Genomic DNA, 24,694 nt, shown 5'->3' with positions numbered 1-24,694 from the left:
CCGACGCGCCCGCCGGAAGGAGCCTGAGGACCATGCCCACCACGACGCCGGGCGGCCAGGCCGGCCCCGGCCGCGGGGCCGGCGCGTCCGGACGGGACGGGCCTGACGCCGGGGCGTCGCCCTCCCGTTCCCTCGGAGCGGCGCTGGAGGCCGGGCCCGTGGTCCTCGACGGAGGACTCTCCAACCAACTGGAGGCCCAGGGCTGCGACCTGTCGGACGCGCTCTGGTCGGCGCGACTGCTGCTCGACGCCCCCGAGCAGATCGAGGCAGCCCACGCCGCCTATGTGCGGGCCGGCGCGCAGGTGCTCATCACCGCCGGATACCAGGCGACCGCCGAGGGGTTCGCCCGGCGCGGCATCGGCCCGGCCGCCACCGGCGAACTCCTGGTGCGGAGCGTGGAGCTGGCGCGCCGGGCCGCCGCCGGGGCCCCGGACCGGCAGACCTGGGTGGCCGCGTCCGTCGGCCCGTACGGGGCGATGCTGGCCAACGGCAGCGAGTACCGGGGGCGCTACGGCCTCACGGTGGCGGAACTGGCCCGCTTCCACCGCCCCCGGATGGCCGCCTACGCGCGGGCGGAGCCCGACGTCCTCGCGCTGGAGACGGTGCCGGACACGGACGAGGCGCGGGCGTTGCTGGAGGTGGCGGGGGAGTTCGGCCTACCGGTGTGGCTGTCGTACAGCGTCGCGGGCGGCCGGACGAGGGCGGGGCAGTCGCTGGCGGAGGCGTTCGCCCTCGCGGCGGGGAACGACCAGGTGGTGGCTGTCGGCGTCAACTGCTGCGACCCGGACGAGATGGAGGCGGCGGTGCGGACCGCGGCGGAGACGACCGGGAAGCCGGTCGTCGCCTACCCCAACAGCGGTGAGCGGTGGGACGCGGCGGCGCGCGGCTGGGCGGGGGAGCCGACTTTCGCGGCCGGGCGCGCGGTGGCCTGGACGCGGGCCGGCGCCCGGCTGGTGGGCGGATGCTGCCGGGTCGGCCCCGCGGAGATCGCCGCGCTCGTCGAAGCCCTCGCGGAGCGACACCCGCCGTCGGGGCCGGCACCGGGGCGGTGAGGGCGCCCGGGAGGCGGGTGGTGCCAGGGGCGGCCTGGGACGGGCCTTGGGGAAGGTGCGCACGCGGCGGGGCGCTGCGTGCGGAGGAGGCAGACGGCGGGGGTGGATTGCGGGGAGGCGAGGCAGGCGGCGGGGGGCCGTGTCGCCGCTGCCGGACGAGTGTGGCCCAGGGCGGGCACGGGGCCGGTCGGGCCCCGGCGAGAAGGGGCGAGCGGGCCGGGAAAATGCCTGGTGGGGACGGGACGCGCGCACCATACTCGGACGGGTGTTCCTGACGATCAGCACCACCGGCGCCCCGGACCGACCCGCGACCGATCTCGGATTCCTGCTGCACAAGCATCCCGACAAGGCGCAGTCGTTCTCCACCTCGCACGGGACCGCGCACGTCTTCTACCCCGAGGCGTCCGCCGACCGCTGCACCGCCGCCCTGCTCCTGGAAGTGGATCCGGTGGCGTTGGTGCGGCGCGGCAAGGGCAAGGGGCGCGGCGGCGCGCCCGACGCGGCCCTCGCGCAGTACGTCAACGACCGGCCGTACGCGGCCTCGTCGTTGATGTCGGTCGCCATGACGACGGTCTTCAAGTCCGCCCTCAAGGGGGTGTGCCGCGCGCTGCCGGACCGGGTGGAGGAGCGGCTCCCGCTGCGGATCGAGGTGCCGGCGCTGCCCGCCAAGGGCGGGGCCGAGCTGGTGCGGAAGCTGTTCGCGCCGCTGGGCTGGTCGACGGTCGAGGCGCTGCCCGTGCCGCTGGACGAGAGCTTCCCGGAGTGGGGCGACTCGCGTTACGTACGGCTGGTGCTGGAGGGCGAGTTGCGGCTCGCGGACGCGCTGCGGCAGCTCTACGTGCTGCTGCCGGTGCTCGACGACGCGAAGCACTACTGGGTCGCGCCCGACGAGGTGGACAAACTGCTGCGGGCCGGAGAGGGCTGGCTTGCCGTCCATCCCGAGCACAAGCTGATCACCAGCCGGTACCTCTCGCGCCGGTGGGGGCTGACCCGCCAGGCCGAGCAGGCGCTGGAACTGGTCCGGCTCGCCGAGTCCGACGACCTGGAGGTGGAGAGCGTCGACAACGCGGTCGACGAGACCGCCGACACCGAGGAGCGGCCGGTGCCGCTCGCGGTGGCGCGGCGCACCGCGATCCTGGACGCCCTGCACGCCGCGGGCGCGGCCCGGGTGCTCGACCTCGGCTGCGGCCAGGGCCAGTTGGTGCAGGCCCTGATGAAGGACGTGCGGTTCACCGCGATCACCGGGGTCGACGTGTCGATGCGGGCGCTCACCCTCGCCGCGCGCCGGCTCAAGCTGGACCGGCTCGGGGAGCGGCAGGCCGCCCGGGTCACGTTGCGGCAGGGCTCGCTCACGTACACCGACAAGGGGCTGCGGGGGTACGACGCCGCAGTGCTCAGCGAGGTGATCGAGCACCTGGACCTGCCGAGGCTGCCGGCCCTGGAGTACGCGGTGTTCGGTTCCGCGAGGCCCCGGACGGTCCTGGTGACCACGCCGAACGTCGAGTACAACGTCCGCTGGGAGACCCTGCCCGCGGGGCACGTCCGGCACGGCGACCACCGCTTCGAGTGGACCCGGGAGGAGTTCCGCACCTGGGCCGACGAGGTGGCCGGTCGGTACGGCTACACGGTCACCCTGACACCGGTCGGCCCCGAGGACCCGGAGGTCGGACCGCCCACCCAGATGGCCGTCTTCACCCGCACCGACCAGGACCGCCCCGACCGGGACCGCCCCGACCAGGACCGCACCGACCAGGACCGCCCCGACCGGGACCGCACCGACCGGGACCGGAACCGTGACGCCCGCGAGGCCGGTGCCGCCCGCGACGTCCCGGACCCCCACCAGACGCACGAGGCGCACCAGGCGCACCGGACGCACGAGAAGAAGAAGGAGGCGAAGGCCGCATGACCACCACTGACACCGCCACCACCGCCCACCCTCGCACGCTGCCCGTCACCGACCTCTCCCTCGTGGTGCTGATCGGCGCCAGCGGGTCCGGGAAGTCGACGTTCGCGCGCAGGCACTTCAAGCCCACCGAGATCGTCTCCTCGGACTTCTGCCGGGGCCTGGTCGCCGACGACGAGAACGACCAGAGCGCCAGCGGCGACGCCTTCGACGTGCTGCACTACATCGCCGGCAAGCGGCTCGCGGCCGGCCGCCTGACCGTGGTGGACGCCACCAGCGTGCAGTCCGAGAGCCGCAAGCAGCTGGTGCGGCTGGCCAGGGAGCACGACGTGCTGCCCATCGCCATCGTGCTCGACCTGCCCGAGGAGGTGTGCCTCGCGCGCAACGCCACCCGGCCCGACCGGGCGTCGATGCCCCGCCACGTGGTCCAGCGCCACCGGCGCGAGCTGCGGCGTTCGCTGCGCGGCCTGGAGCGCGAGGGGTTCCGCAAGGTGCACGTGCTCCGCTCCGAGGAGGAGGCCGAGCAGGCCGAAGTGGTGCGCGAGCGCCGGTACAACGACCTGCGCCACCTCACCGGGCCGTTCGACATCGTGGGCGACGTCCACGGCTGCAGCGGTGAGCTGGAGACGCTGCTCGCCAAGCTCGGCTACGTGGACGGCTCCCACCCCGGGGGCCGCACCGCGGTGTTCGTCGGCGACCTGGTGGACCGGGGGCCGGACAGCCCCGGCGTGCTGCGCCGCGTGATGTCGATGGTGGCCTCCGGCGACGCGCTCTGCGTGCCGGGCAACCACGAGAACAAGCTGGGCCGTTACCTCAAGGGCCGCAACGTCCAGCACACCCACGGACTGGCCGAGACCGTCGAGCAGCTGGAACGGGAGGGCGCGAAGGACCCCGACTTCCGCGCGCGGGTGGCCGAGTTCATCGACGGGCTGGTCAGCCACTACGTCCTCGACGACGGCAAGCTGGTCGTCTGCCACGCCGGGCTGCCCGAGAAGTACCACGGCCGCACGTCCGGCCGGGTCCGTTCGCACGCGCTGTACGGGGACACCACCGGCGAGACCGACGAGTTCGGTCTGCCGGTCCGCTATCCGTGGGCGGAGGATTACCGCGGCCGGGCCACCGTCGTCTACGGCCACACGCCCGTGCCCACCACCTCGTGGATCAACAACACCATCTGCCTGGACACCGGCGCGGTGTTCGGCGGGAAGATGACCGCGCTGCGCTGGCCGGAGCGCGAGTTGGTGGACGTGCCCGCCGAGCGCGTCTGGTACGAGCCGGCCAAGCCGTTGGAGTCCGCGGCCCCCGGCGGCCGGGAGGGCAGGCCGCTCGACCTCGCGGACGTGGCCGGCCGCCGGATCGTGGAGACCCGGCACCTGGGCCGCGTCGCGGTCCGGGAGGAGAACGCGGCGGCGGCGCTCGAAGTGATGAGCCGGTTCGCGGTCGACCCCCGGCTGCTGGCGTACCTGCCGCCGACCATGGCCCCTACCGCCACCTCGCACGAGGAGGGGTTCCTGGAGCACCCGGCGGAGGCCTTCGCGCAGTACCGGGCCGACGGTGTGACGCACGTCGTGTGCGAGGAGAAGCACATGGGCTCGCGCGCCGTGGCCCTGGTCTGCCGCGACGCGGAGGCCGCGCGCGAGCGCTTCGGCGTCGGCGTCGGCGGCGCCGGGGCCGAAGCCGGGGCCGCGGCCGGGAACGGTGCGGGAGGGTCGAACCGCGGGCCGGCTCCGACCGGGGCCCTGCACACCCGTACCGGCCGGCCGTTCTTCGACGACCCGGCGTTCACCGAGGTGGTCCTCGGCAGGCTCCGTACGGCCGTCACGGCGGCCGGGCTCTGGGAGGAGTGGGACACCGACTGGGTGCTGCTCGACGCCGAGTTGCTGCCGTGGTCGCTGAAGGCGTCCGGCCTGCTGCGTGCCCAGTACGCCGCGGTCGGCGCCGCGTCGGGGGCGGTGTTCCCGCCCGCCCTCGCGGCCCTGGACGCCGCCGCGGCGCGCGGCGCCGACGTGGCCGCGCTCGCCGGACGGCAGCGGGGCCGGGCCGAGGACGCGGCGGCGTTCACCGAGGCGTACCGGCGTTACTGCTGGAGCACCGAGGGGCTGGACGGGGTGCGGTTCGCGCCGTTCCAGGTGCTCGCCGTGCGGGGCCGTTCCCTCGCGTCCGTCCCGCACGACCGGCAGCTCGCCTGGCTCGACCGGCTGGTCGAGCACGACCCGACCGGGCTGGTGCAGGAGACCCGCCGGCTCGTCGTCGACACCGGCGACGAGGCTTCCGTCGGGGCCGGCACCGAGTGGTGGCTGGAGATGACCCGGCGCGGCGGCGAGGGCATGGTCGTCAAGCCGGTGGACGCCCTGGTCCGCGACGGCGCGTCCCGGCTGGTGCAGCCCGGCATCAAGGTGCGCGGCCGGGAGTACCTGCGGATCGTCTACGGCCCCGAGTACACCCGCCCGGACAACCTGGAGCGGCTGCGGTCCCGGTTCCTCGGCCACAAGCGCTCGCTGGCGCTGCGGGAGTACGCGCTCGGTCTGGAGGCGCTGGACCGGCTGGCCGACGGGGAGCCGCTGTGGCGGGTCCACGAGGCGGTCTTCGCGGTGCTCGCCCTGGAGTCGGAGCCGGTCGACCCCCGGCTGTGACCCGCCCCCACCAACCGCCCGTCCGCACGTCTTCGAGATCGGCGGGCGGTTCGTGGGGTGAACCGCCCGCCGTCCGGTGAGGATGAGGGGATGGGATTCCATGTCGACTCCGAGGCCGGGCGGCTGCGCCGCGTGATCCTGCACCGCCCCGATCTGGAACTGAAGCGGCTGACGCCGAGCAACAAGGACGCGCTCCTCTTCGACGACGTCCTGTGGGTGCGGCGGGCACGGCAGGAGCACGACGGGTTCGCGGACGTGCTGCGGGACCGGGGCATCGAGGTGCACCTCTTCGGCGATCTGCTGCGGGAGTCCCTCGACGTCCCGGTGGCGCGGAGGCTGGTGCTGGACCGGGTCTTCGACGAGAAGGAGTACGGCCCGCTCGCCACCGAGCACCTGCGGTCCGCCTTCGAGGCGCTGGACTCGGCCGCGCTGGCCGAGGCGCTGATCGGCGGGATGACCAAGCGGGAGTTCCTGGCCGCGCACGCCGAGCCCCTCTCGGTCCGCTTCCACGTCATGGACCTGGACGACTTCCTCCTCGATCCGCTGCCCAACCACCTGTTCACCCGCGACACCTCGGCGTGGATCTACGACGGGGTGTCGATCAACGCGATGCGCTGGCCGGCCCGGCAGCGCGAGACGGTCCACTTCGAGGCGATCTACCGTCACCACCCGCTGTTCACCGGGCCCGAGGCGGGCGTCTTCCACCAGTGGTCGCAGGGACAGGCCGACTACCCCTCCACGATCGAGGGCGGCGACGTGCTGGTGATCGGGAACGGCGCGGTGCTGGTCGGGATGAGTGAGCGGACCACCCCGCAGGCGGTGGAGATGCTCGCGCGGGGCCTGTTCGACGCGGGTTCCGCGCACACCATCGTGGCGCTGGACATGCCGAAGCGGCGGGCGTTCATGCACCTCGACACGGTGATGACGATGGTCGACGGGGACACTTTCACCCAGTACGCCGGGCTCGGCATGCTCCGCTCGTACACCATCCAGCCGGGCGGGGGACCGAGGGAGCTGAAGGTGACCGACCATCCGCCGGAGCACATGCACCGGGCGATCGCGTCGGCGCTCGGCCTGGACGCGGTCCGGGTCCTGACCGCCACCCAGGACGTGCACGCGGCCGAGCGGGAGCAGTGGGACGACGGTTGCAACGTGCTGGCGGTCGAACCGGGCGTGGTCGTGGCGTACGAGCGCAACGTGACCACCAACACGCATCTGCGCAGGCAGGGCATCGAGGTGATCGAGATCCCGGGCAGCGAGCTCGGCCGGGGACGCGGCGGCCCCCGCTGCATGAGCTGCCCGGTGGTCCGGGACGCGGTCTGAGGGACGGCGCGGAGGCAGTGGGGGAGGGGCGGTGCGGAGGCGACGGGGGGAGGAGCGGCGCGGCGGGCCGTGCGCGGAGCCGGCCCGTCCCGGACGGTCCGGACCGGGGCCGGGGGAGCGGGCCGGGACGGCACCGGACCGTATAGGGATGCATTGCGTCGTATAGACTTCCAGGGTTACGGTACGTCGACGTTCTCGTCCGATCCAGGAGCAGCCCACCATGGCCATAGACCTCACAGGCCGCCACTTCCTCAAGGAGCTGGACTTCACCGCGGAGGAGTTCCTCGGGCTGGTCCGGCTGGCCGCCGAGCTCAAGGCGGCGAAGAAGGCGGGGACCGAGGTCCGCCGGCTGCGCGGCAAGAACATCGCCCTGATCTTCGAGAAGACCTCCACCCGCACCCGCTGCGCCTTCGAGGTGGCCGCCGCGGACCAGGGCGCCTCCACGACGTACCTGGACCCGTCCGGCTCCCAGATGGGGCACAAGGAGTCCGTCAAGGACACCGCCCGGGTGCTGGGCCGGATGTTCGACGCCATCGAGTTCCGCGGCGACAGCCAGGCCGCGGTGGAGGAGCTGGCGCAGCACGCGGGCGTCCCCGTCCTCAACGGGCTCACCGACGACTGGCACCCCACCCAGATGCTCGCCGACGTGCTGACCATGGTCGAACAGGCGGGGCGCGAGATCGCCGACGGCGCGATCTCCGGCCCCCGGCTCTCCTTCGCCTACCTCGGCGACGCCCGCTTCAACATGGGCAACTCCTACCTGATCACCGGCGCCCTGCTCGGCATGGACGTGCGGATCGTGGCCCCGGAGGCGTACTGGCCGCACGAGGACGTCGTCGCCCGGGCCCGTGAACTGGCCGCGGTCTCCGGCGGCCGGGTCACCCTCACCGAGGACATCACGCAGGGTGTGGCCGGCTGCGGCTTCGTCGCCACCGACGTCTGGGTCTCCATGGGCGAGCCCAAGGAGGTGTGGGCCGAGCGGATCGCCGCCCTCGCGCCGTACTCCGTCACGATGGACGTGCTGCGGGCCACCGGCGACCCCGGCGTGAAGTTCCTGCACTGCCTGCCGGCTTTCCACGACCTCGGTACGAAGGTGGGCCGCGACCTGCACGCCGAGTTCGGGCTGACCGAGCTGGAGGTGACCGACGAGGTCTTCGAGTCCGCCCACTCCGTCGTCTTCGACGAGGCCGAGAACCGGCTGCACACCATCAAGGCCGTCCTGGTGGCCGCCCTCGCGGACGACTGAGGGCGCATGGTCATGCACCCGATTGGGTGAAAATGCGGGGCAGTGGCTAACATGTCCCGTCTCGGTGGGGTTCGGGCTCGCACGCTCGGGCCCCCTTCCCATGTGCGGCCCGGCCCCCACGCCAACCGCCGCGCATGCTCCCCCCACTGCACCACCAGAGAAGAGACAGCCCCCCATGAGCGCGTCGCGCACGTCCGGGAAGGGCCCGGCGCGGCCGGGCCTCCGCCGCAAGAGCCCCCAGCAACTGGTCGCCGAGTCCGGGGCGGACCTGGAGGGACACGGCCTGAAGCGCACGATGGGCCTCTTCCAGCTCGTCTGCTTCGGCGTGGGCGCGGTGGTCGGCACCGGCATCTTCGTCGGCCTCTCCGACAGCGTGGCCGAGGCGGGACCCGCCGTCGTGATCTCCTTCGTACTGGCGGCGATCACCTGCGTCTTCACCGCGTTCTCCTTCGCGGAGCTCGGCGGCGCGATCCCCGTATCCGGCAGCTCCTACTCCTTCGCCTACGCGACCCTGGGCGAACGCGTCGCCTTCCTCGTCGGCTGGTGCCTGCTGCTGGAGTACGGCGTGTCCGTCTCCGCCGTCGCCGTCGGCTGGAGCCAGTACGTCGACGAGCTGCTGCACAGCCTCACCGGCTGGAACATCCCCGAGGCGCTCGCCGCCGGTCCCGCCGACGGCGGGGTGATCAACCTGCCCGCCGTGGTGGTCATCATGATGGCCGCGACCCTGCTGGTGCGCGGCGTCCGGGAGAGCGCCACCGCCACCGCCGCGATGGCCGTGCTCAAGATCGGCATCCTGATCGCCTTCTGCGTCATCGGCTTCACCGCCTTCCACGACGGCAACCTCTCGCCGTTCGCGGACAGCGGTGTCGCCGGCATCACCTCCGGCGCCTCGCTGGCGTTCTTCTCGTACATCGGCTTCGACGCCATCACCACCGCGGGCGAGGAGGTCAAGAACCCCCGGCGCGACATCCCGATCGCGATCATGATCTGCATCGGCCTGGTCACCCTGCTCTACTGCGCCGTCGCCCTCGCCGCCATCGGCGCGCTGGGCGCCGGCGACGTGGCCGGCACGCCCGCCGCGCTCTCCGTCGTGGTCAACCAGGTCACCGGCTCCACGGTGGGCGGCGGGATCGTGGCCTTCGGCGCGGTCGTCGCCATTGCGTCCGTGGTGCTCGCGGTGATGTACGGCCAGACCCGCATCCTGATGTCGATGTCCCGCGACGGCCTGATCCCGCGCGTCTTCGAGCGCGTCTCGCGCCGGACCCACACGCCGGTCGCCAACACTTGGATCGTCGCGATCGTCTTCGCTGTCCCGGCCGCCTTCTCGTCGCTCGACGCGGTGGTCAACCTGACCACGATCGGCACCCTGGCCGCCATGGCGGTCGTGAACGTCGCGGTGATCTCGCTGCGCCGCCGCCACCCCGGCCTGAAGCGGTCCTTCCGGGTGCCGTTCTACCCGCTCAGCCCGATCCTGGGCGTCGGTTTCTGCGTGTACCTGATGTACGGCACGGGCTGGACGACCTGGGTCCAGTTCGCGGTCTTCCTCGCCGTCGGCGTGCTGCTGTACTCCTGCTACGGCCGCGGTCACTCGCGGCTGGTCAGCTCCGCGGAGCCGCCGGCGACGCAGGAGTGACCACCGGCAGGGTGAACCAGACGGCCTTGCCGTGCTCGGTCGAGCGGTGCCCGCAGGCGGTGCTCAGCGTCCGGATCAGCAGCAGACCCCGGCCGTGCTCCTGGAGGGGGTCCGGCATGGTGACCGGACCGCCGGCGGTCAGGTCACCGGGCGGCGCCGGGTCGTAGTCGTGGACCTCGACCTGACAGCGGGTCGGCAGCAGCTCCACCACCAGCTCGATGGGCCCGAGGCCGCCGGTGTGCTCGACGGCGTTGGCGACCAGCTCGGCGGTGAGGAGTTCCGCGGTGTCGCCGTCCGCGGCGGCGTCGAGGTCCGCGAGCGCCGAGCGGACGAGGCCGCGCGCGATCGGCACCGCTTCGGCGGAGTGCGGCAGCGCGACGCGCCAGGAGGTGGGGGCGGGGTCGACGGGCGTCAAGGCGGAGGTCTGTTCCGGTCACTGGAGGATCATGCGCGGAAAAGCCGGGGGGCCGGCCAGGGGGCCGCGGCCGTGACGGCCGGGCGGCGCGGGAACGCTTTCCTTGCCCCACCTTACGGACCGTGTCGGGCGTCACCCAGGGCCGGGCGTCCGCCGTCGGTGGGACCTTCGGCCGCCCGGCCGACGCCCGCGCCCTTCGCCCGCACGGCCCAACGGCCCGGCACGGCCGCCCCGGTGACCAGCGCACCCGCGCCGGCGGGGCCCCGACACCGGACTTTCCGGGCTCCCGCACGGCCGCCCGGTTCCGCCGGGGCGCAACGGGCGCACAAACCGGCGCGCCGGACGGGTGAACGCCGCGCGGGGGGATATCTGTAGTCGGTGCCCCTGACTTCGGACGCCTCCCTGTGATCGCACTCGTCGCCTGCCACTTCCTGCTGGCCGCGTGCGCCGGTCCCCTGGTGCACCGGCTCGGTCCCCGCGCCTTCGTGGTCCTCGCGCTGCCGCCGGCCGCCGCCACCGTCTGGGCCGCCACCGAATGGACCGTCACCGCGTCCGGCCGCGCGGAGACCTGGTCCTGGCAGTGGATCGAGACGTACGGCGTCTCCGTCGATCTGCGGCTCGACGCGCTCGGCGAGCTGATGGTGCTGCTCGCGGCGGGCGTCGGCACCCTGGTACTGCTCTACTGCGCGTCCTACTTCGAGCGCGACACCCCGCAGCTCGCCCGGTTCGCCGGCAACCTCCTCGCCTTCACCGGCGCGATGCTCGCGCTGGTCCTCGCGGACGACCTGATCACGCTGTACGTGTTCTGGGAGCTGACCACGGTCTTCTCCTACCTGCTGATCGGACACGGCAGCGAGCGCAAGCAGAACCGCCGCTCCGCGCTCCAGGCGCTCACCGTCACGACGTTCGGCGGGCTGGCGATGCTCGTCGGCTTCCTGATCCTGGGGGAGGCGGCGGGCACCTTCCGCATCTCCGCGCTGGTCGCCGACCCGCCCGAGGCGACCGCCGCCGTCCAGGTCGCCCTCGTGCTCGTGCTCTGCGGGGCGCTCTCCAAGTCGGCGATCTGGCCGTTCTCGATGTGGCTGCCGAACGCCATGGCCGCCCCCTCGCCGGTCAGCGCCTACCTGCACGCCGCGGCGATGGTGAAGGCCGGGATCTACCTGATCGCCCGCCTCGCCCCCGCCTTCGCCGACGTGCCCGTCTGGCGCCCGACCGTCCTCGTCCTCGGCACCGCCACCATGCTGCTCGGCGGCTGGCGGGCCCTGCGCCTGCACGACCTCAAACTCGTCCTGGCCTACGGCACCGTCAGCCAGCTCGGCTTCCTCACCGTGCTCGCCGGCGCCGGCAACTACGACGCCGCGCTCGCCGCCGTCGCCATGATCCTCGGGCACGCCCTCTTCAAGGCCCCGCTCTTCCTCGTCATCGGCATCGTCGACCACGCCACCGGCACCCGCGACCTGCGGAGACTGTCCGGAGTCGGCCGGGCGGCGCCCTGGGTGTGCGCGGTCGGCACGCTCGCCGCCGCCTCGATGGCCGCCCTCCCGCCGATGCTCGGGTTCGCCGCCAAGGAGGCGGCCTTCGACGCACTGCTGCACGGCGACACCGTCGACCGCTGGGTGCTCGCCGCCACCGTCGTGGGCTCCGCGCTCACCACCGCGTACACCGTACGGTTCGTCTGGGGCGCGTTCGCCCGCAAGCCCGGCGTCGCCGACACCCCCACCCACCGGGTCGGCGCGGCCTTCCTCGCCCCGCCCGCCCTGCTCGCCCTGTGCGGGCTGGTGCTCGGCCCCGGCGTCGTCTGGACCGACCGGCTGCTCTCCCAGTACGCCGACGAGTTCCCGGTCCCCGCCCACCCGTACCACCTGGAGATCTGGCACGGCTTCGGCGTCGCCCTGCTGCTGTCGGTGCTCGCCTGGGTGGGCGGCGCCGCGCTGTTCGCCGCCCGCTCGGGCGTCACCCGGCTGTCCCGGCGGATCGCGTGGCCGACCGCGGACGGCGTCTTCGGCCACCTGCTGCTGGGGCTGGAACGGTTCGCCCTCCAGGTCACCGGATTCGTCCAGCGCGGCTCCCTCTCCGTCTACCTGGCCACCACCCTCATGGTCATGCTCGCCGGACAGCTCGCGGTCCTCGCCACCGACCGGCCCTGGGACGGGGCCGTCGCCCCCCGGCTGTGGGACGCCCCGCTGCAGGGCGCGCTCGCCGTGCTGACCTCGCTCGCCGCCTTGCTCTGCCTCACCGTCAGCCGCCGCATGAAGGCCGTGGTGCTCGCCGGCCTCACCGGCTACGGAACCGCGCTGCTCTTCGTCGTCCAGGGAGCCCCCGACCTGGCGCTCACCCAGTTCTGCGTCGAGACGGTGTCGATGATCGTGTTCGTCCTGGTGCTGCGTCGCATGCCGGTGCACTTCCAGGAGTCGGTGAGCAACTGGCGCCGGGCCGTGCGCATCCCGGTGGCGCTCGCCGCCGCCGCCACCCTCGGCGTCGTGGTGTGGGTGGCCGCCGCCGCGCGCACCGCGGAGCCCGCGGGAGCGGCCATGGTCCAGGAGGCCGCCGACCACGGCCTCAAGGACGTGGTCGCCACCATCCTGGTCGACCTGCGGGCCTGGGACACGATGGGGGAGTCCGCGGTGCTCGCCGCCGCCGCCATCGGCGTGACCAGCCTGATCTACCTGCACCGCCGCGCCGACGGCGCCTCGACGCCCCGCGCCGACGGCGCCACGGCCTCCCGGGCGGACGGCGTCACGGCCTCCCGCGAGGAGATCCGGGGCCGGGACACCGCCTGGTCGCTCTCCCGGCCGGGGATGACCGGGCTGCCGCAGGGCGACGAGGGGGCGCCGGAGCGCAGTTGGCTCGCCGCCGGCTCGACGCTCGCCCCCGAACACCGGTCCGTCATCTTCGAGGTGGTGGCCCGGCTGCTCTTCCACCCGATCCTCGTCCTCTCCGTCTACCTGCTGTTCTGCGCCGAGAACATGCCCGGCGGGGGGTTCGTCGCCGGGCTCGTCGCCTCCGTCGCGCTGATCACCCGTTACCTCGCGGGCGGCCGGTTCGAGCTGGCCGAGGCGGCGCCGCTGCCGCCGGGCCTCGTCACCGGCCTCGGCCTGTTCCTCTCCACGGGCGTGGCCCTGCTCGGCCTGTTCGACGGAACGGTGCTGCACGCCTGGACCTACCACGGCGACCTCCCCGTCTTCGGGAAGTACCACCTCGGGACGTCGGTGCTCTTCGACGCGGGGGTCTATCTGCTGGTGCTCGGTGTCGTGCTCGACATCGTCCGCGCCCTCGGCGCCAAGGTCGACCGGCAGATCGAGCGGGCCGCCGGCGTGCTCGCGGCGCCCGCGGGCCCCACCTCCGGGGGGCCGGGACGCGGGCCCGCCGCGGACGGCCCGGCCGCCGAAGGCCCCTCGGAAGGTGACGCCCGATGATCGTCAGCGCCTCGCTCCTGTTCACCGCCGTGGTGCTCTGCGCGGTGGGCGGCATCCTCATGCTGACCCGGCCGCTCACCCGCATCCTGCTGGGCGCCGTCATCATCGGCAACGGCATCAACCTCCTGGTCCTCTCCTCCACCGGCGCGGCGGGCGAGGCGCCGCTGCTCTACGGCGTGCCGTTCCGCGAGGTGACCGACCCGCTGCCGCAGGCCATCGCGCTGACCGCCATCGTGATCACGCTGGCCACCACCTCCTTCCTCCTGGCCATGGCCTACCGCAGCCACCAGATCACCGGCTCCGACGAGGTCCACGACGACCTGGAGGACCGGCGCATCGCGCTGCGCGTCGAAGTGATGGACGAGCGGGCCCAGTTGCGTGAGGAGTACCGCACGGGCGACGCGCCCACGGAGGAGGAGCGCGACCGATACCGCGAGCGGCGGCGCCACCTGCGGCACCGGCTGCGCGCCGACCGCGCCCTGCAGGCCCGGGGCCGCAGCGCCACCGGCAACCTCTGGCACGACGTGCTGGGCGCCGACCCCGAGGACTACGCGGCGGCCGACGCCGAGGCGGCCGAGGCGCGCCGGGACGCCGCCCGCGCCGGCGGGCACGCGCCCGACGGCGGGGACCACGGTTCGGGCCCCTCCTCCGACGACCGCGCCCCGGCCGGCGGCCCGGGGCCCGCGGCGGACGACGGCGACGACCCGGGCTCCGAGGCGCCCGCCCCGGAACCCTCCGACCCCGCGCACCCGGACTCCGCCAGGCCCGACGCCGAGCACCCCGACGCCGAGCACCCCGACCCCGAGCACCCCGACCCCAAGCACCCCGACCCCGAGCACCCCGACGACCCACCGGCCGGCGACGAACCCCGCCGGCCCGACCCAGGAGCCACCGGATGAACGCCCTCGTCCCGCTTCCGGTGCTGCTGCCGCTCTGCGCCACCGGACTCAGCCTCGCCTTCGGCACCCGGCTGAAGCGGTTCCAGCGGTTCATCAGCGTCGCCGTGCTCACCGCCGTGCTCGCGCTCTCCGCGACGCTGATGTTCGCCACCGCCGACCAGGGGCCGCTCTCCGTGCACCTCGGCGACTTCGCCCCGCCGCTCGGCATCACCCTGGTCGCCGACCGGCTCTCGGCGCTGATGCTCACGGTCTCCTCGGCGGTGACCCTCTGCGTGCTGGTGTACTCCCTCGGCCAGGGCATGTCCGACCGGGACCAGGAGACCCCCGTCGCCGTCTTCCACCCGGCCTATCTGATCCTCGTCGCCGGGGTCTCCTGCACCTTCCTCGCCGGTGACCTGGTCAATCTCTACGTCGGCTTCGAGATCATGCTGGTCGCCAGCTTCGTGCTGCTCACCCTCGGCGGCACCGCCCCGCGCGTCCGGGCGGGCTCCACCTACGTGATCATCTCGCTGTTCTCCTCGATGCTCTTCCTCACCGCCATCGCCATGACCTACGCGGCGACCGGCACCGCCAACTTCGCGCAGCTCGCCCAGCGCCTGACCGAACTCCCGCTCGGCGTGCAGACGCTGATCCAGGGCATGCTGCTCACCGTGTTCGGCATCAAGGCGGCGGTCTTCCCGGTGGGGGCCTGGCTCCCCGACTCCTACCCCACCGCCCCCGCCCCGGTCACCGCCGTCTTCGCCGGGCTGCTGACCAAGGTGGGCGTCTACTGCATGCTGCGGACCGAGACGCTCCTCTTCCCCGGCAACCGCCTCGGCGACCTGCTGATGGCCGTCGCCCTCGCCTCCATGCTCATCGGCATCCTCGGCGCGGTCGCCCAGACCGACCTCAAGCGGATGTTCTCGTTCACGCTCATCAGCCACATCGGTTTCATGGTCTTCGGCATCGGCCTCGCCACCCGGCTGTCCTACGGCGGCGCGATCTTCTACGTCGCCCACCACATCACCGTCCAGACCACCCTGTTCCTGGTCGCGGGGCTGATCGAACGCCGGGCGGGCACCACCGAACTCACCCGGATCGGCGGTCTCGCGCGGGCCGCGCCGCTGCTCGCGGTGCTCTTCTTCGTCCCCGCGATGAACATGGCCGGCATCCCGCCGCTGTCCGGCTTCATCGGCAAGCTCGGCCTGATGCGGGCCGGCGTCGCCGACGGCGGTGTCTGGGCCTGGATCCTGGTGGGCGGCTCCGCGGTGACCAGCCTGCTCACCCTGTACGTGATGGCGAAGATCTGGAACCTCGCGTTCTGGCGGGACGCCCCACCCGGCCAGGCCCTCGACGGCACCGTGCTGGAGTCCGACTCCGACGAGGACGACGACGACCCCGACCTCGGCCCGGACGCCATCCCCGGCACCGGCGACGAGGGGATCAAGGGGCAGCCGCAGCCCGCCGGCCGCGCGGTCGCGGCGACCCTGCACGGACGCTCCATCACCACCACCAGCAAGCTGCCCCGCCCCATGGTCGGGGCGACCGCCGCGGCCGTGGTGCTCGGCGTCGCCTTCACCGTGTTCGCCGGACCACTGGCCGGGTACACCGACCGGGCGGCCGCCGAACTGCTCGCCCGTACCCCGTACATCGAGGAGGTGCTCGGCCGGTGAGCGAGGACCCCTCCGCCGAGTCGCGGGCCGAACCGGCCCTGCCGCCGCTCAGCTGGGCGCTGGGCCGCGGACGCCGCGTCCTGGACCTGCCGCTGATCGCCTGGCTCACCGTGATCTGGGTGCTGCTGTGGTCCACCCTGACCTGGGCGAACGTGATCACCGGGGTGGTGGTCGCGTTCGTGGTCTGCATGGCCTTCCCGCTGCCCCGCGTGGACCTCGGGCTGCGGCTGCACCCGGTGGGCATGGTGGTGCTGGCCGGATACCTGGTCTACGACATGTTCACCTCCGGGGTGAAGGTGACCCGGCAGATCTTCTCGGGCCGCCCGCACCGGCCCGCGGTCGTCGCGGTGCCGCTGCGGTGCCGGAGCGACCTGATGCTGACCGCGACCGCCGTCGCCGTCTCCAACGTGCCGGGCGGCGCGATCGTGGAGGTGCGCCGCGCCACCGCCACCCTGTTCCTGCACGTGCTCGACGCGGACCGGCCCGCCGAGCTGGAGGCGGCCCGCACCTCCGTCTGGAGGATCGAGGAGCTGACCGTGCGCGCCTTCGGCACCCGCGAGGAGATCGACCGGGTGGCGCGGGAGCCGTCCCGCGCCGAGCCGCCCCGCCCCGACACCGGAAGGCCAGACGCGTGAGCGCACCCGAGCACGTCGACCGGTTCCTGTTGTACGCCGCCGTGGCGCTGATCGCCGTGGCCGGACTCCTGCTGCTGTACCGGATCTGGCGCGGCCCCTCCATGCTCGACCGCGCCCTGTCCCTGGACGTCTGCGCCGCCCTCATCATCGCGGGCCTCGGCGCCCGGTCCGCCCTGGCCCGCGACCCGTTCTACTTCCCGATCATGCTGGTGCTGGCTTTCCTCGGCTTCACCGGCTCGGTCGGCATCGCCCGCTTCATCGCCGTGCGGGACCGCCCCGGCCGACGGCGCCGCGGCGGTCCGGCCGGCCGCTCCGAGGAGGTCTCCCGATGAACACCTGGCTGCAGATCGTGGACACCGCCGGAGCCGCACTCGTCCTGCTGGGCGCGGCCATCTGCCTGCTGGGCGTCATCGGGATACTGCGGTTTCCCGACGTCGTCTCCCGCAGCCACGCGGCGACCAAACCGCAGACGCTCGGCATCCTGCTCGTGCTGGCCGGAGTGGCGATGCGGCTGCGCAGCGGGATGGACCTCGCCACCCTGGGACTGATCGTCTTCTTCCAGATGATGACCGGCCCCGTCGCCGCCCACCTGGTCGCCCGGTCCGCGTACCGCACCGGGCAGATCGACCACGACGAACTGCTCTTCGACGACCTCGACGAGCAGCTCACCGAGGAGAAGTAGCCCCGCCCGCACCCGCGTTCGGACCGGGAGGAGGACTCCGGGGCCGATGTACGGCATGTGGACCGAAACGGAACGTGTCATGATTCGGTCACCGCTGGACGCTGGGGGGCGTATGGAAAGCACGGGTACGGTGCTGCGCGCATTGCGCGGGGCACAGAAGACGTCCAAGGGCGTCTCGCTCTATTCGCGGTACGTGAACCGGCCCGCGGGGCGGGTCCTGGCGACCGGCGCCTACCGGTGCGGACTGACGCCCAATCAAGTGACCCTGGTGAGCGCGGCGTTCACCTTCGCCTCGATCGCCGCGGTGGCGTCGACGGCCCCGTCCTGGGCGCTGGGCCTGCTCGTCTGGGCGGGGCTGGTCGTCGGCTTCGCCTTCGACTCGGCCGACGGGCAGCTCGCCCGGCTCACCGGCAGGGGCGGCCCGGACGGCGAGTGGCTGGACCACGTGGTCGACTGCGCCAAGATGATCCTGGTGCACACCGCCGTGCTGATCTCCTTCTACCGGTTCGGCGAACGGACCGGCGGGGCGTGGCTGTTGCTGCCGCTCGGCTTCCTGTTCGTCGCGGTGCTCACCTTCTGCGCGGGGCTGCTGCGTGAACAGCTCGGCAAGGCGGCCGCCGCCGCGGTCGCGGTACCGGCGCCACGCCCGCCGGAACCCGCCCCGGCGGCACCGGTCTCCCGGGTGCGGGCGGTCGCACTGCTGCCCGCCGACTACGGGGTCTTCTGCCTGGTCTTCCTGCTGCTGGGCGCGCCCGCCGCCTTCCGGGCGGGATACGCCCTGCTGGCGGCGGTGCACGCCCTGTTCCTGGTGGCGTTCCTCGCCAAGTGGTTCAGGGAGCTGAGAGCGCTCCGGGCGGAGGGCTGACGAGCACGTCCAGCGCCTTGCGCAACTGGGTGCTGGACGTGTGCACGGTGTAGGGGAAGTAGACGACCTCGACGCCGACTTCGGCGAAGTCGCGTTCGAGCTTCTTCCCCTTCTCGGTGCCCCGCCAGTCGTCGCCCTTGAAGATCACGTCGAACCTGACCTGCTGCCAGGTCTCGACCTTGTCCGGCACGGTCTCGACGAAGGCGGCGTCCACGAAGCGGACGCTGCGGACGATCTCCAGACGCTCGGGAAGCGGAATCACCGGACGGTGCCCCTTCGCCAGGGCGGCCATCTCGTCCGAGACCACGCCGGCGACCAGGTAGTCGCACTGACTCCGTGCGTGGCGAAGAATGTTGAGGTGGCCGACGTGGAACAGGTCGTAGACCCCCGGTGCGTAACCCACCCTGTGTTGCACCATGTGCGTTCTCTCCCCCCAGGTGAACGTTATGTGGTGATGTTTCCGACGACCTTACTGTGAAGAACACTTGTGCAAGCCGTGAACGGATAAGCTCGTGGGGGCTGTTCCCCGGGGGACAGAAGCCGTTCCGGGGGGAAGGCGATCGAACGATGACCACGAACGACCGCAGCGCGACGGTGGAGGGCCACGCCGTTCTGGTGGTCTCCACCAACTACGCGCCCGAACTGACGGGCATCGGCCCGTACGCCACGCAACTCGCGGAGCACTGGGCGCAGTCGGGGGCACGCGTCGACGTACTGACCGGAATGCCGCACTACCCGGCCTGGCGCGTCGACGAGGCGTACCGGGGTGTCCGCCGGGCCGAGGAGGTCCGCGGCGGCGCGACCGTGCACCGGCGAAGACACTACGTGCCGCCGCGCCAGAGCGCCCTGCGCCGGGCCCTGTTCGAGGCCAGCGTGCTCGGCCACGGACTGCTGGCGCCGCCCCGGGTCCGCCCCGACGTCGTCGTCTCCCAGATGCCCAGCCTGGCGGGCGGGGTGCTGGCCGCCCGGATCGCCCGCCGCCACGGCGTGCCGCACATACCCGTCGTGCAGGACCTGATGGGCGCCGCCGCGGCGCAGAGCGGCATCAAGGGCGGGGGCAGGGCCGCCTCGGTGGCCGCGGCGGCGGAGCGGTACGCGCTGCGCGGCGCCGCCCTGGTCGGCGTCATCCACGAGAGCTTCGTGCCCGGCGTCACCGCCCTCGGCGTCGACCCGGCCCGCATCCGGGTCGTTCCCAACTGGACGCACGTGCGGCCCCCCACGGCCGACCGGGAGGCGACCCGGGCCCGGCTCGGCTGGAATCCGGGGACCGTCGTGGTGCTGCACTCCGGCAACATGGGTCTCAAGCAGGGGCTGGAGGTCCTGGTCGAGACGGGGCGGCTGGCACCCGACGTCAAGGTGGTGCTGATGGGCGACGGCAACCAGCGCGACGCGCTGCGGGCCCGCGCCGAAGGACTGTCCAACGTCGAGTTCGCGCCACCCGCCGACGCCGACCGGTTCACGGACGTGCTCGCCGCCGCCGACGTGCTCGCCGTCACCCAGCGGGCGTCCGTCCTCGACATGAGCGTCCCTTCCAAGCTCACCTCCTACTTCGTCTCCGGCCGGCCCGTCGTCGCCTCCGTGGCCGCCGGGGGCGGCACCGCGGAAGAAGTGCGCCGCTCCGGCGCCGGCGTCCTCGTCGCCCCCGAAGACCCGTCGGCCCTGCTCGCCGCCGTACGGAAACTGGCCGCCGACCCCGCCGGGGCCGACGGACTCGGCGCCCGGGGCGCCGACTACGTCACCCTCCACCTGAGCCGCGAGGCGGGCCTCGCCCGTTTCGACGCCCTGCTCGCCGAGGTCCTCGGGCACGCACGAAGGAGCACACGCCGATGACGCATCCCATCCGCGCCCTGGACGAACAGGACGAGCCCGCACTCCTGCGCGACCAGTTCCGCCAACTCCTGCGCTACCGGTCGCTGCTGGCCGCCGGCGTACTCGTCGGCCTGCTCGGCGGTGGCTACCTCGCGGTCGGCGGCGAGGACACCTACGCCGCCACCGGCGAGGTGCTGGTCAGGTCCGCGACGGCCGACCCCTTCGCCACCGGCGCCTCCGCCGACAAGGGCATCAACATCGGCTCCGAGCGCCAGACCGCCGTCAGCGACACCGTCGGCACCCTGGCGGCGGGCGCGCTGGCCAAGGAGGGCGACAAGGTCTCCTCCCGCGACCTGCTGGCCGGACTCCAGGTCACCAACCCGCCCAACACCCTCTCCCTGCGCTTCTCGTACACCGGCGCCACGCCCCAGCAGGCCAAGGCGCGGGCCGAGGCGCTGGCCGAGGCGTACCTCAAGCACCGCAAGCAGCGCACCGAGGGCAGCATCGACAACATGGCGGCCGGCTACCGCTCCCAGCTCAAGCTGCTGGAGGGCAAGCGCGACCAGCTCGACAGCCAGCTCGGCGCGTCCGACGACGTGACCAGCGCCCGCGCCAACCTCATCGTCTCCATCTCCGAACTCAGCCGGAAGATATCGGAGTTGCAGGCGCTCGACACCACGCCGGGCTACCTCAACAAGAAGCCCGTCGCCCCGACCGCCCCGACCGGTGCCGGGCTGCCGCTGCTGGTCGGCCTCGGCGGCGTCGTGGGCCTCGCCCTCGGGCTGCTGCTCTCCTGGGTGCGCCTCGTCTTCGACCCCACCGTCCGCTCGCCCCGCGAACTGGTCCGCTCCCTCGGCGCACCCCTGCTGGGCACCCTGCCGCGCGAGCGCGGCGGCTCCGAGGAGCTGCTCGCCATCGGCCGCAGCGGCAGCCGGCTCGCGGAGGAGTACCGGGCGGTCGCCTTCCGGCTGGCCTACGACCCCGCCTTCGCGGAGCACCGCAGGCTGCTGGTCACCGCACCGCGCGGGGACAACACCGCCGCGGTGGCCGCGGCCGCCAACCTGGCCGCCGCCTTCGCCGAGATGGGCCGCGAGGTGCTCCTCGTCGAGGCGGACCTGCGGACCCCCTCCCTGGCCGACGAACTCGGTGCCGCGGTCAGCGAGCCGAGGGCCCGCTGGGCCTCCGAGGACAGCGACCGGAGCTGGCCGGCCGGCAGCCGCACCAACGTGGACGTGCCCGGCTCCGGCGCCTTCGCGCTGGTCACCGGCTCCCGGGTGGACAACGTGCCCCGTGCCCTCACCTCGGCCCCACTCGGCCGGATCATGAGCACCGCCGACCGCCCCGGCGCGGTCGTCATCGTGCTGGCTCCGCCCGTCCTGTCCTACGCCGACGCGGTGGCCCTGGTCGACCGGGTGGAGGGCGTCATGATCGTGTGCGACCCGCGCGAGGTGCACCGCAGCGACCTGGAACGCATCCGCGAGATCATCAGCGCCTCCGGCGGACAGGTGCTCGGCGTGCTGCTGCACGGTGACCGCAGGCGCTTCGGCCGCAAGGACCGCAAGCGGCAGAAGCCCACCCGCCGCCGCAACGGCGGCGGCCAGGCCGGCGGCCCGCCGGACGGACCCCAGGGACCCGAGCACACCGGCGATCCCGCCGAGACGATGGGGCTGCGCACCTTCACCCTGCCCACCGCCGGCCGGTGAGGGCGCGGACCGCGATCGTCTGCTCGGTCGCGGACCAGGGCGTCGCCGCCCTCACCAACATCCTGGTGCTGGTGGCGGCGGCCCGGCTCTCCACCGTGCCGGACTTCGCCCGCTTCTCCGCCGTCTACCTCGTCTTCACCGTGCTGCTTGGGGTCTCCGGCGCGTACACCGGACAGCCGCTGGTGCTCACCCGGGGCGACGGGGGGCGGGCCCGTGCCGCGTGCCGGTCGGCCGTCGCCTTCACCCTGCTCGCGGCGGCGGCCCTCGGCGCGCTGCTCGCCGCCGGCTGCCTGTTCGTACCGGGCGAGACCGCCCGCGGCCTGCTGGCCCTCGGCCTGGTGCTGCCCGTCGTCCTCGGCCAAGACGCCACCCGGTACGCGTTCTCCACCCTCCAGGCGCCCCACCTGGCCCTCACCGGCGACCTGGTGCGGCTGGTCTGTGTGCTGGCGGCCCTCGGCGTCCAGTCCCACGGCGCCGGCACCGGGCGGCTGGTGGCGGTCTGGGGACTGTCCGCGCTGCCCGCCCTGCTGCTCTCGCTCGCCCTCCTGCACCGCAGGACCTCGGACGCGCCGACGGATCTGCGGCCGCTGCTGCGGCGGGGCCACCTCGGACGCCGGTTCGTCGTCGAGTTCGGTGTCGGCAACGCCACCAGCCAGCTCTCCGTTCTCGGCCTCGGCGCGGTGGGCAATCCGCTGGTGGTGGGGGCGCTGCGCGGCGCGACCACGCTGTTCGGGCCCCTCAACGTGCTGTTCACCTCGGCCACCAGCTTCGGCCCGCCGCTGATCGGCCGGCTGGACGGCGACCGCCGCCGCGTCCGGGCCGCAGCCGCGCTCGGCGCGGTGCTGGCCGCCGTCGCCGCCCTCTGGGCCACCGCCCTCGCCCTGCTTCCGGCAGGCGCGGGACGCCAGTTGCTGGGGGACACCTGGGGGCCGGCCTCGGCGCTGCTGCCCGCCAGCGGCAGCCAGTACGCCGCGATGGCCGTCGGCACCTGCGGGCTGCTCGCGCTGCGGATGCTCGACCCGAAGACCACCCTCGCCATCCAGGTGGTCTTCTCGCTCACCGCCGTCGCCTTCCTGGCCGGCGGCTACGCCCTGGCCGGGATCGAGGGCGCGGCCTGGGGCCTGTGCCTGGGCTCGGTCTGCAAGGCGGCCGCCACCTGGACGCGCGTGGCCCGGCTGCGGCGCCGCCCCGCTCCGGCCGTCCCCGTCACCGCCGGCGCCGCGCCACCCGCTCCCCGTACGTCGTGACGAGCATCAGGCAGAGCGCGGCGATGGCGAGCTTCCCGGCCGCCTGGAGCAGTGGGCCGCGCAGCAGGATGAAGGTGTAGCCGGCCACCAGCGGGGTGGCGATGGCCAGCACCCCCGCCGGTCCCGGCCCCTCGCGGGTCACCGCCCGCGCGAACCTGCGGTCGGTGCGCGCCGCCGCGTACCCCACCAGGGCCAGTCCGCCCGCCATGCCGGCCCCGCCGAAGTCGACCCAGAACTCCGTCCACAGCGGCGCGGACAGGTTGGTCATCTTCATCCCCATCCACTGCCCGACCCGGACCCCGGTGTCCTCCGGCTTGCCGCTCCACGCCGCCCGCGGCACGAAGAAGAGCGCGGAGCCCGCGAGTTGACGGCCGAGGGTGTGGCCGCGGGTGTCGACCCAGGAGATGGTGTTGGCGAACATCACCGTCTGGTCGTAGTCCTTGGTGGCCAGCGGCTCGAAGACGGACGCCGACTCCTTCGGCTTGTAGCCCGAGTCGTCGTACCGGAACCGGTCCGCGTACGGGAAGAGCACCAGGGCGCCGACGACGCCCATGGTGAGCACCGTGCGGTACATCGCCGCGCTGCTCGGGAAGGCGGTGAACAGCATCGAGACGAGCACCGTCAGGAACCAGTAACGAGCGTTCGAAATCGGGTTGTTGACCACGCAGTTCAGCACCAGCAGCGCCGTCCACACCAGCACCGTCGACGGGGTGCGCCGGGCGCGGCGGGTGGTCACCAGGCGCCTGGTGTAGAACAGCAGGGCCAGCAGTGCGGGCACCGTGCCGAACCCCTTGAGGAACGCCGATCCCACGTTGGACTCCGTCGCGGCGATGCCGCTCTCGGCGACCGACGCGCTGATCTCCTGACGGCTGGTGAAGAAGATCGCCGGGCCGCCCAGCTTCATCACGTAGTAGCCGCTCGCCGCGAACGCCACCAGCACCAGCAGCCGCAGTCGCACCGGATGCGCCAGCGCGGGCCGGCCGCCGAGCCGCACCGAGGAGGCGTCCCGGCGCTTCAGGGGCCGCCGGGAGGCGAGCAGCGCGCCCAGGTCGAAGGCCGTGCAGCCGAGCAGGATCATCGCGGTGGCGGTCACCAGGTCCTCGCGCGGGCCGACCAGCGGGGTCGGGGTCTGGCCGATGACGGCCTGGGCCAGCGGCGCGACGCCCATCGCGATGTACACGAACATCCAGAAGACGCCCTGGAGGAGCCGCCGCCGGGTGGAGAGGATCATCGTCGCCAGCCGGGCCCCCGCGTAGCAGGTCAGCACCAGTTGGAGCCAGAAGACGGTGTCGCGGGCGCCGGTGCCCGGCTGCGCGGCGATCACCGCCGGCAGGAACACCACCAGCCCGAGGATGAGCGGCACCGCGACCGCGCGCGACAGCATCGCCCAGGCCAGCGGCCGGGCCACCGGTTCGAGCACCCCGCGCGGCCCGCCGCCACCGGTGGGTGCGCGCGGGACCGTTTCGTGCACGGACGTCATGCGCCCCCCGTTCCGTGAACCTGGGAACACCTTAACGAATCGCCGCACTTGGGGAGGGAAGACCGGGAGTCGTGATCTTCCGGTCGCCTGCCCGCGGCGCC

18 protein-coding genes and 1 pseudogene are annotated in these 24,694 nt (G+C 73.4%); 16 read left to right on the top strand and 3 right to left on the bottom strand.

Features of this window, described 5'->3' with window-relative positions; translation table 11 throughout:
- Positions 1–32: 32 nt before the first annotated feature.
- The 6 genes from mmuM to Q0994_RS25160 all read left to right on the top strand — a co-directional run bounded on the left by mmuM (position 33) and on the right by Q0994_RS25160 (position 9,790).
- Positions 33–1,052: a homocysteine S-methyltransferase gene (mmuM, locus tag Q0994_RS25185; protein WP_299538531.1), complete on the top strand. Its 1,020-nt coding sequence runs from the start codon at positions 33–35 to the stop codon at positions 1,050–1,052.
- Positions 1,053–1,317: 265 nt separating this feature from the next.
- Positions 1,318–2,958: a 3' terminal RNA ribose 2'-O-methyltransferase Hen1 gene (locus Q0994_RS25180; protein WP_299538528.1), complete on the top strand. Its 1,641-nt coding sequence runs from the start codon at positions 1,318–1,320 to the stop codon at positions 2,956–2,958.
- The gene (locus Q0994_RS25175) at positions 2,955–5,588 is read left to right on the top strand and encodes a polynucleotide kinase-phosphatase (RefSeq protein WP_299538526.1); all 2,634 of its coding nucleotides are present in this window, start codon (positions 2,955–2,957) and stop codon (positions 5,586–5,588) included. Before Q0994_RS25180 ends, Q0994_RS25175 begins: the two co-directional genes overlap by 4 nt.
- A 90-nt stretch (positions 5,589–5,678) precedes the next feature.
- Positions 5,679–6,911, top strand: coding sequence for an arginine deiminase (locus tag Q0994_RS25170; RefSeq protein WP_299538524.1), 1,233 nt, complete (start codon positions 5,679–5,681; stop codon positions 6,909–6,911).
- A gap of 220 nt (positions 6,912–7,131) precedes the next feature.
- Entirely contained in the window at positions 7,132–8,157 is a 1,026-nt protein-coding gene (gene argF / locus Q0994_RS25165; RefSeq protein ID WP_299538522.1) for an ornithine carbamoyltransferase, read from the top strand.
- A gap of 175 nt (positions 8,158–8,332) precedes the next feature.
- A complete protein-coding gene (locus tag Q0994_RS25160) occupies positions 8,333–9,790 on the top strand; it encodes an amino acid permease (protein ID WP_299538520.1) in 1,458 nt (485 codons plus the stop codon).
- Here Q0994_RS25160 and Q0994_RS25155 read toward each other — a convergent pair.
- Entirely contained in the window at positions 9,756–10,205 is a 450-nt protein-coding gene (locus Q0994_RS25155; RefSeq protein WP_299538518.1) for an ATP-binding protein, read from the bottom strand. The two genes, Q0994_RS25160 and Q0994_RS25155, sit on opposite strands and share 35 nt — an antisense overlap.
- Positions 10,206–10,609: 404 nt before the next feature.
- Here Q0994_RS25155 and Q0994_RS25150 point away from each other — a divergent pair, with 404 nt between their 5' ends.
- From Q0994_RS25150 to Q0994_RS25120, 7 genes and pseudogenes are all read left to right on the top strand, one after another.
- The gene (locus Q0994_RS25150; RefSeq protein WP_299538515.1) at positions 10,610–13,621 is read left to right on the top strand and encodes a Na+/H+ antiporter subunit A; all 3,012 of its coding nucleotides are present in this window, start codon (positions 10,610–10,612) and stop codon (positions 13,619–13,621) included.
- Positions 13,618–14,199 (top strand): annotated as a pseudogene (locus Q0994_RS34180) (Na(+)/H(+) antiporter subunit C); the annotation flags it as partial. The gene Q0994_RS25150 and the pseudogene Q0994_RS34180, both read left to right, overlap by 4 nt.
- Positions 14,200–14,516: 317 nt before the next feature.
- On the top strand, positions 14,517–16,172 hold the full coding sequence (locus tag Q0994_RS25140; protein ID WP_299538511.1) for a Na+/H+ antiporter subunit D: 1,656 nt from the start codon (positions 14,517–14,519) through the stop codon (positions 16,170–16,172).
- A 38-nt stretch (positions 16,173–16,210) separates the two neighbouring features.
- Positions 16,211–16,807, top strand: a complete 597-nt coding sequence (locus Q0994_RS25135; RefSeq protein ID WP_299538742.1) for a Na+/H+ antiporter subunit E — start codon at positions 16,211–16,213, stop codon at positions 16,805–16,807.
- A complete protein-coding gene (locus tag Q0994_RS25130; protein WP_299538510.1) occupies positions 16,804–17,139 on the top strand; it encodes a monovalent cation/H+ antiporter complex subunit F in 336 nt (111 codons plus the stop codon). The genes Q0994_RS25135 and Q0994_RS25130 overlap by 4 nt, the downstream gene beginning before the upstream one ends.
- Positions 17,136–17,489 (top strand): monovalent cation/H(+) antiporter subunit G, encoded by a 354-nt coding sequence (mnhG, locus tag Q0994_RS25125; protein WP_299538509.1) that lies wholly within the window; start codon positions 17,136–17,138, stop codon positions 17,487–17,489. The genes Q0994_RS25130 and mnhG overlap by 4 nt, the downstream gene beginning before the upstream one ends.
- A 112-nt stretch (positions 17,490–17,601) precedes the next feature.
- On the top strand, positions 17,602–18,354 hold the full coding sequence (locus Q0994_RS25120; protein ID WP_299538508.1) for a CDP-alcohol phosphatidyltransferase family protein: 753 nt from the start codon (positions 17,602–17,604) through the stop codon (positions 18,352–18,354).
- On the opposite strand, the gene Q0994_RS25115 is transcribed toward Q0994_RS25120, so the two are convergent.
- The gene (locus tag Q0994_RS25115) at positions 18,320–18,772 is read right to left on the bottom strand and encodes an adenylyltransferase/cytidyltransferase family protein (RefSeq protein WP_299538507.1); all 453 of its coding nucleotides are present in this window, start codon (positions 18,770–18,772) and stop codon (positions 18,320–18,322) included. The two genes, Q0994_RS25120 and Q0994_RS25115, sit on opposite strands and share 35 nt — an antisense overlap.
- A gap of 149 nt (positions 18,773–18,921) precedes the next feature.
- On the opposite strand from Q0994_RS25115, the gene Q0994_RS25110 reads away from it, so the two are divergent.
- The 3 genes from Q0994_RS25110 to Q0994_RS25100 are packed head-to-tail and all read left to right on the top strand — an operon-like array spanning position 18,922 to position 23,113.
- On the top strand, positions 18,922–20,184 hold the full coding sequence (locus tag Q0994_RS25110; RefSeq protein WP_299538506.1) for a glycosyltransferase: 1,263 nt from the start codon (positions 18,922–18,924) through the stop codon (positions 20,182–20,184).
- Positions 20,181–21,866, top strand: a complete 1,686-nt coding sequence (locus Q0994_RS25105) for a lipopolysaccharide biosynthesis protein (RefSeq protein WP_299538505.1) — start codon at positions 20,181–20,183, stop codon at positions 21,864–21,866. The genes Q0994_RS25110 and Q0994_RS25105 overlap by 4 nt, the downstream gene beginning before the upstream one ends.
- Positions 21,863–23,113, top strand: a complete 1,251-nt coding sequence (locus Q0994_RS25100) for a hypothetical protein (protein WP_299538504.1) — start codon at positions 21,863–21,865, stop codon at positions 23,111–23,113. The genes Q0994_RS25105 and Q0994_RS25100 overlap by 4 nt, the downstream gene beginning before the upstream one ends.
- Here Q0994_RS25100 and Q0994_RS25095 read toward each other — a convergent pair.
- Positions 23,073–24,593 (bottom strand): hypothetical protein, encoded by a 1,521-nt coding sequence (locus Q0994_RS25095; RefSeq protein ID WP_299538503.1) that lies wholly within the window; start codon positions 24,591–24,593, stop codon positions 23,073–23,075. The two genes, Q0994_RS25100 and Q0994_RS25095, sit on opposite strands and share 41 nt — an antisense overlap.
- Positions 24,594–24,694: the final 101 nt, after the last annotated feature.

The organism is uncultured Streptomyces sp. (genome assembly GCF_947488945.1).
GTDB lineage: Bacteria > Actinomycetota > Actinomycetes > Streptomycetales > Streptomycetaceae > Streptomyces.
This window is presented reverse-complemented; position numbering and strand designations above follow the sequence as displayed.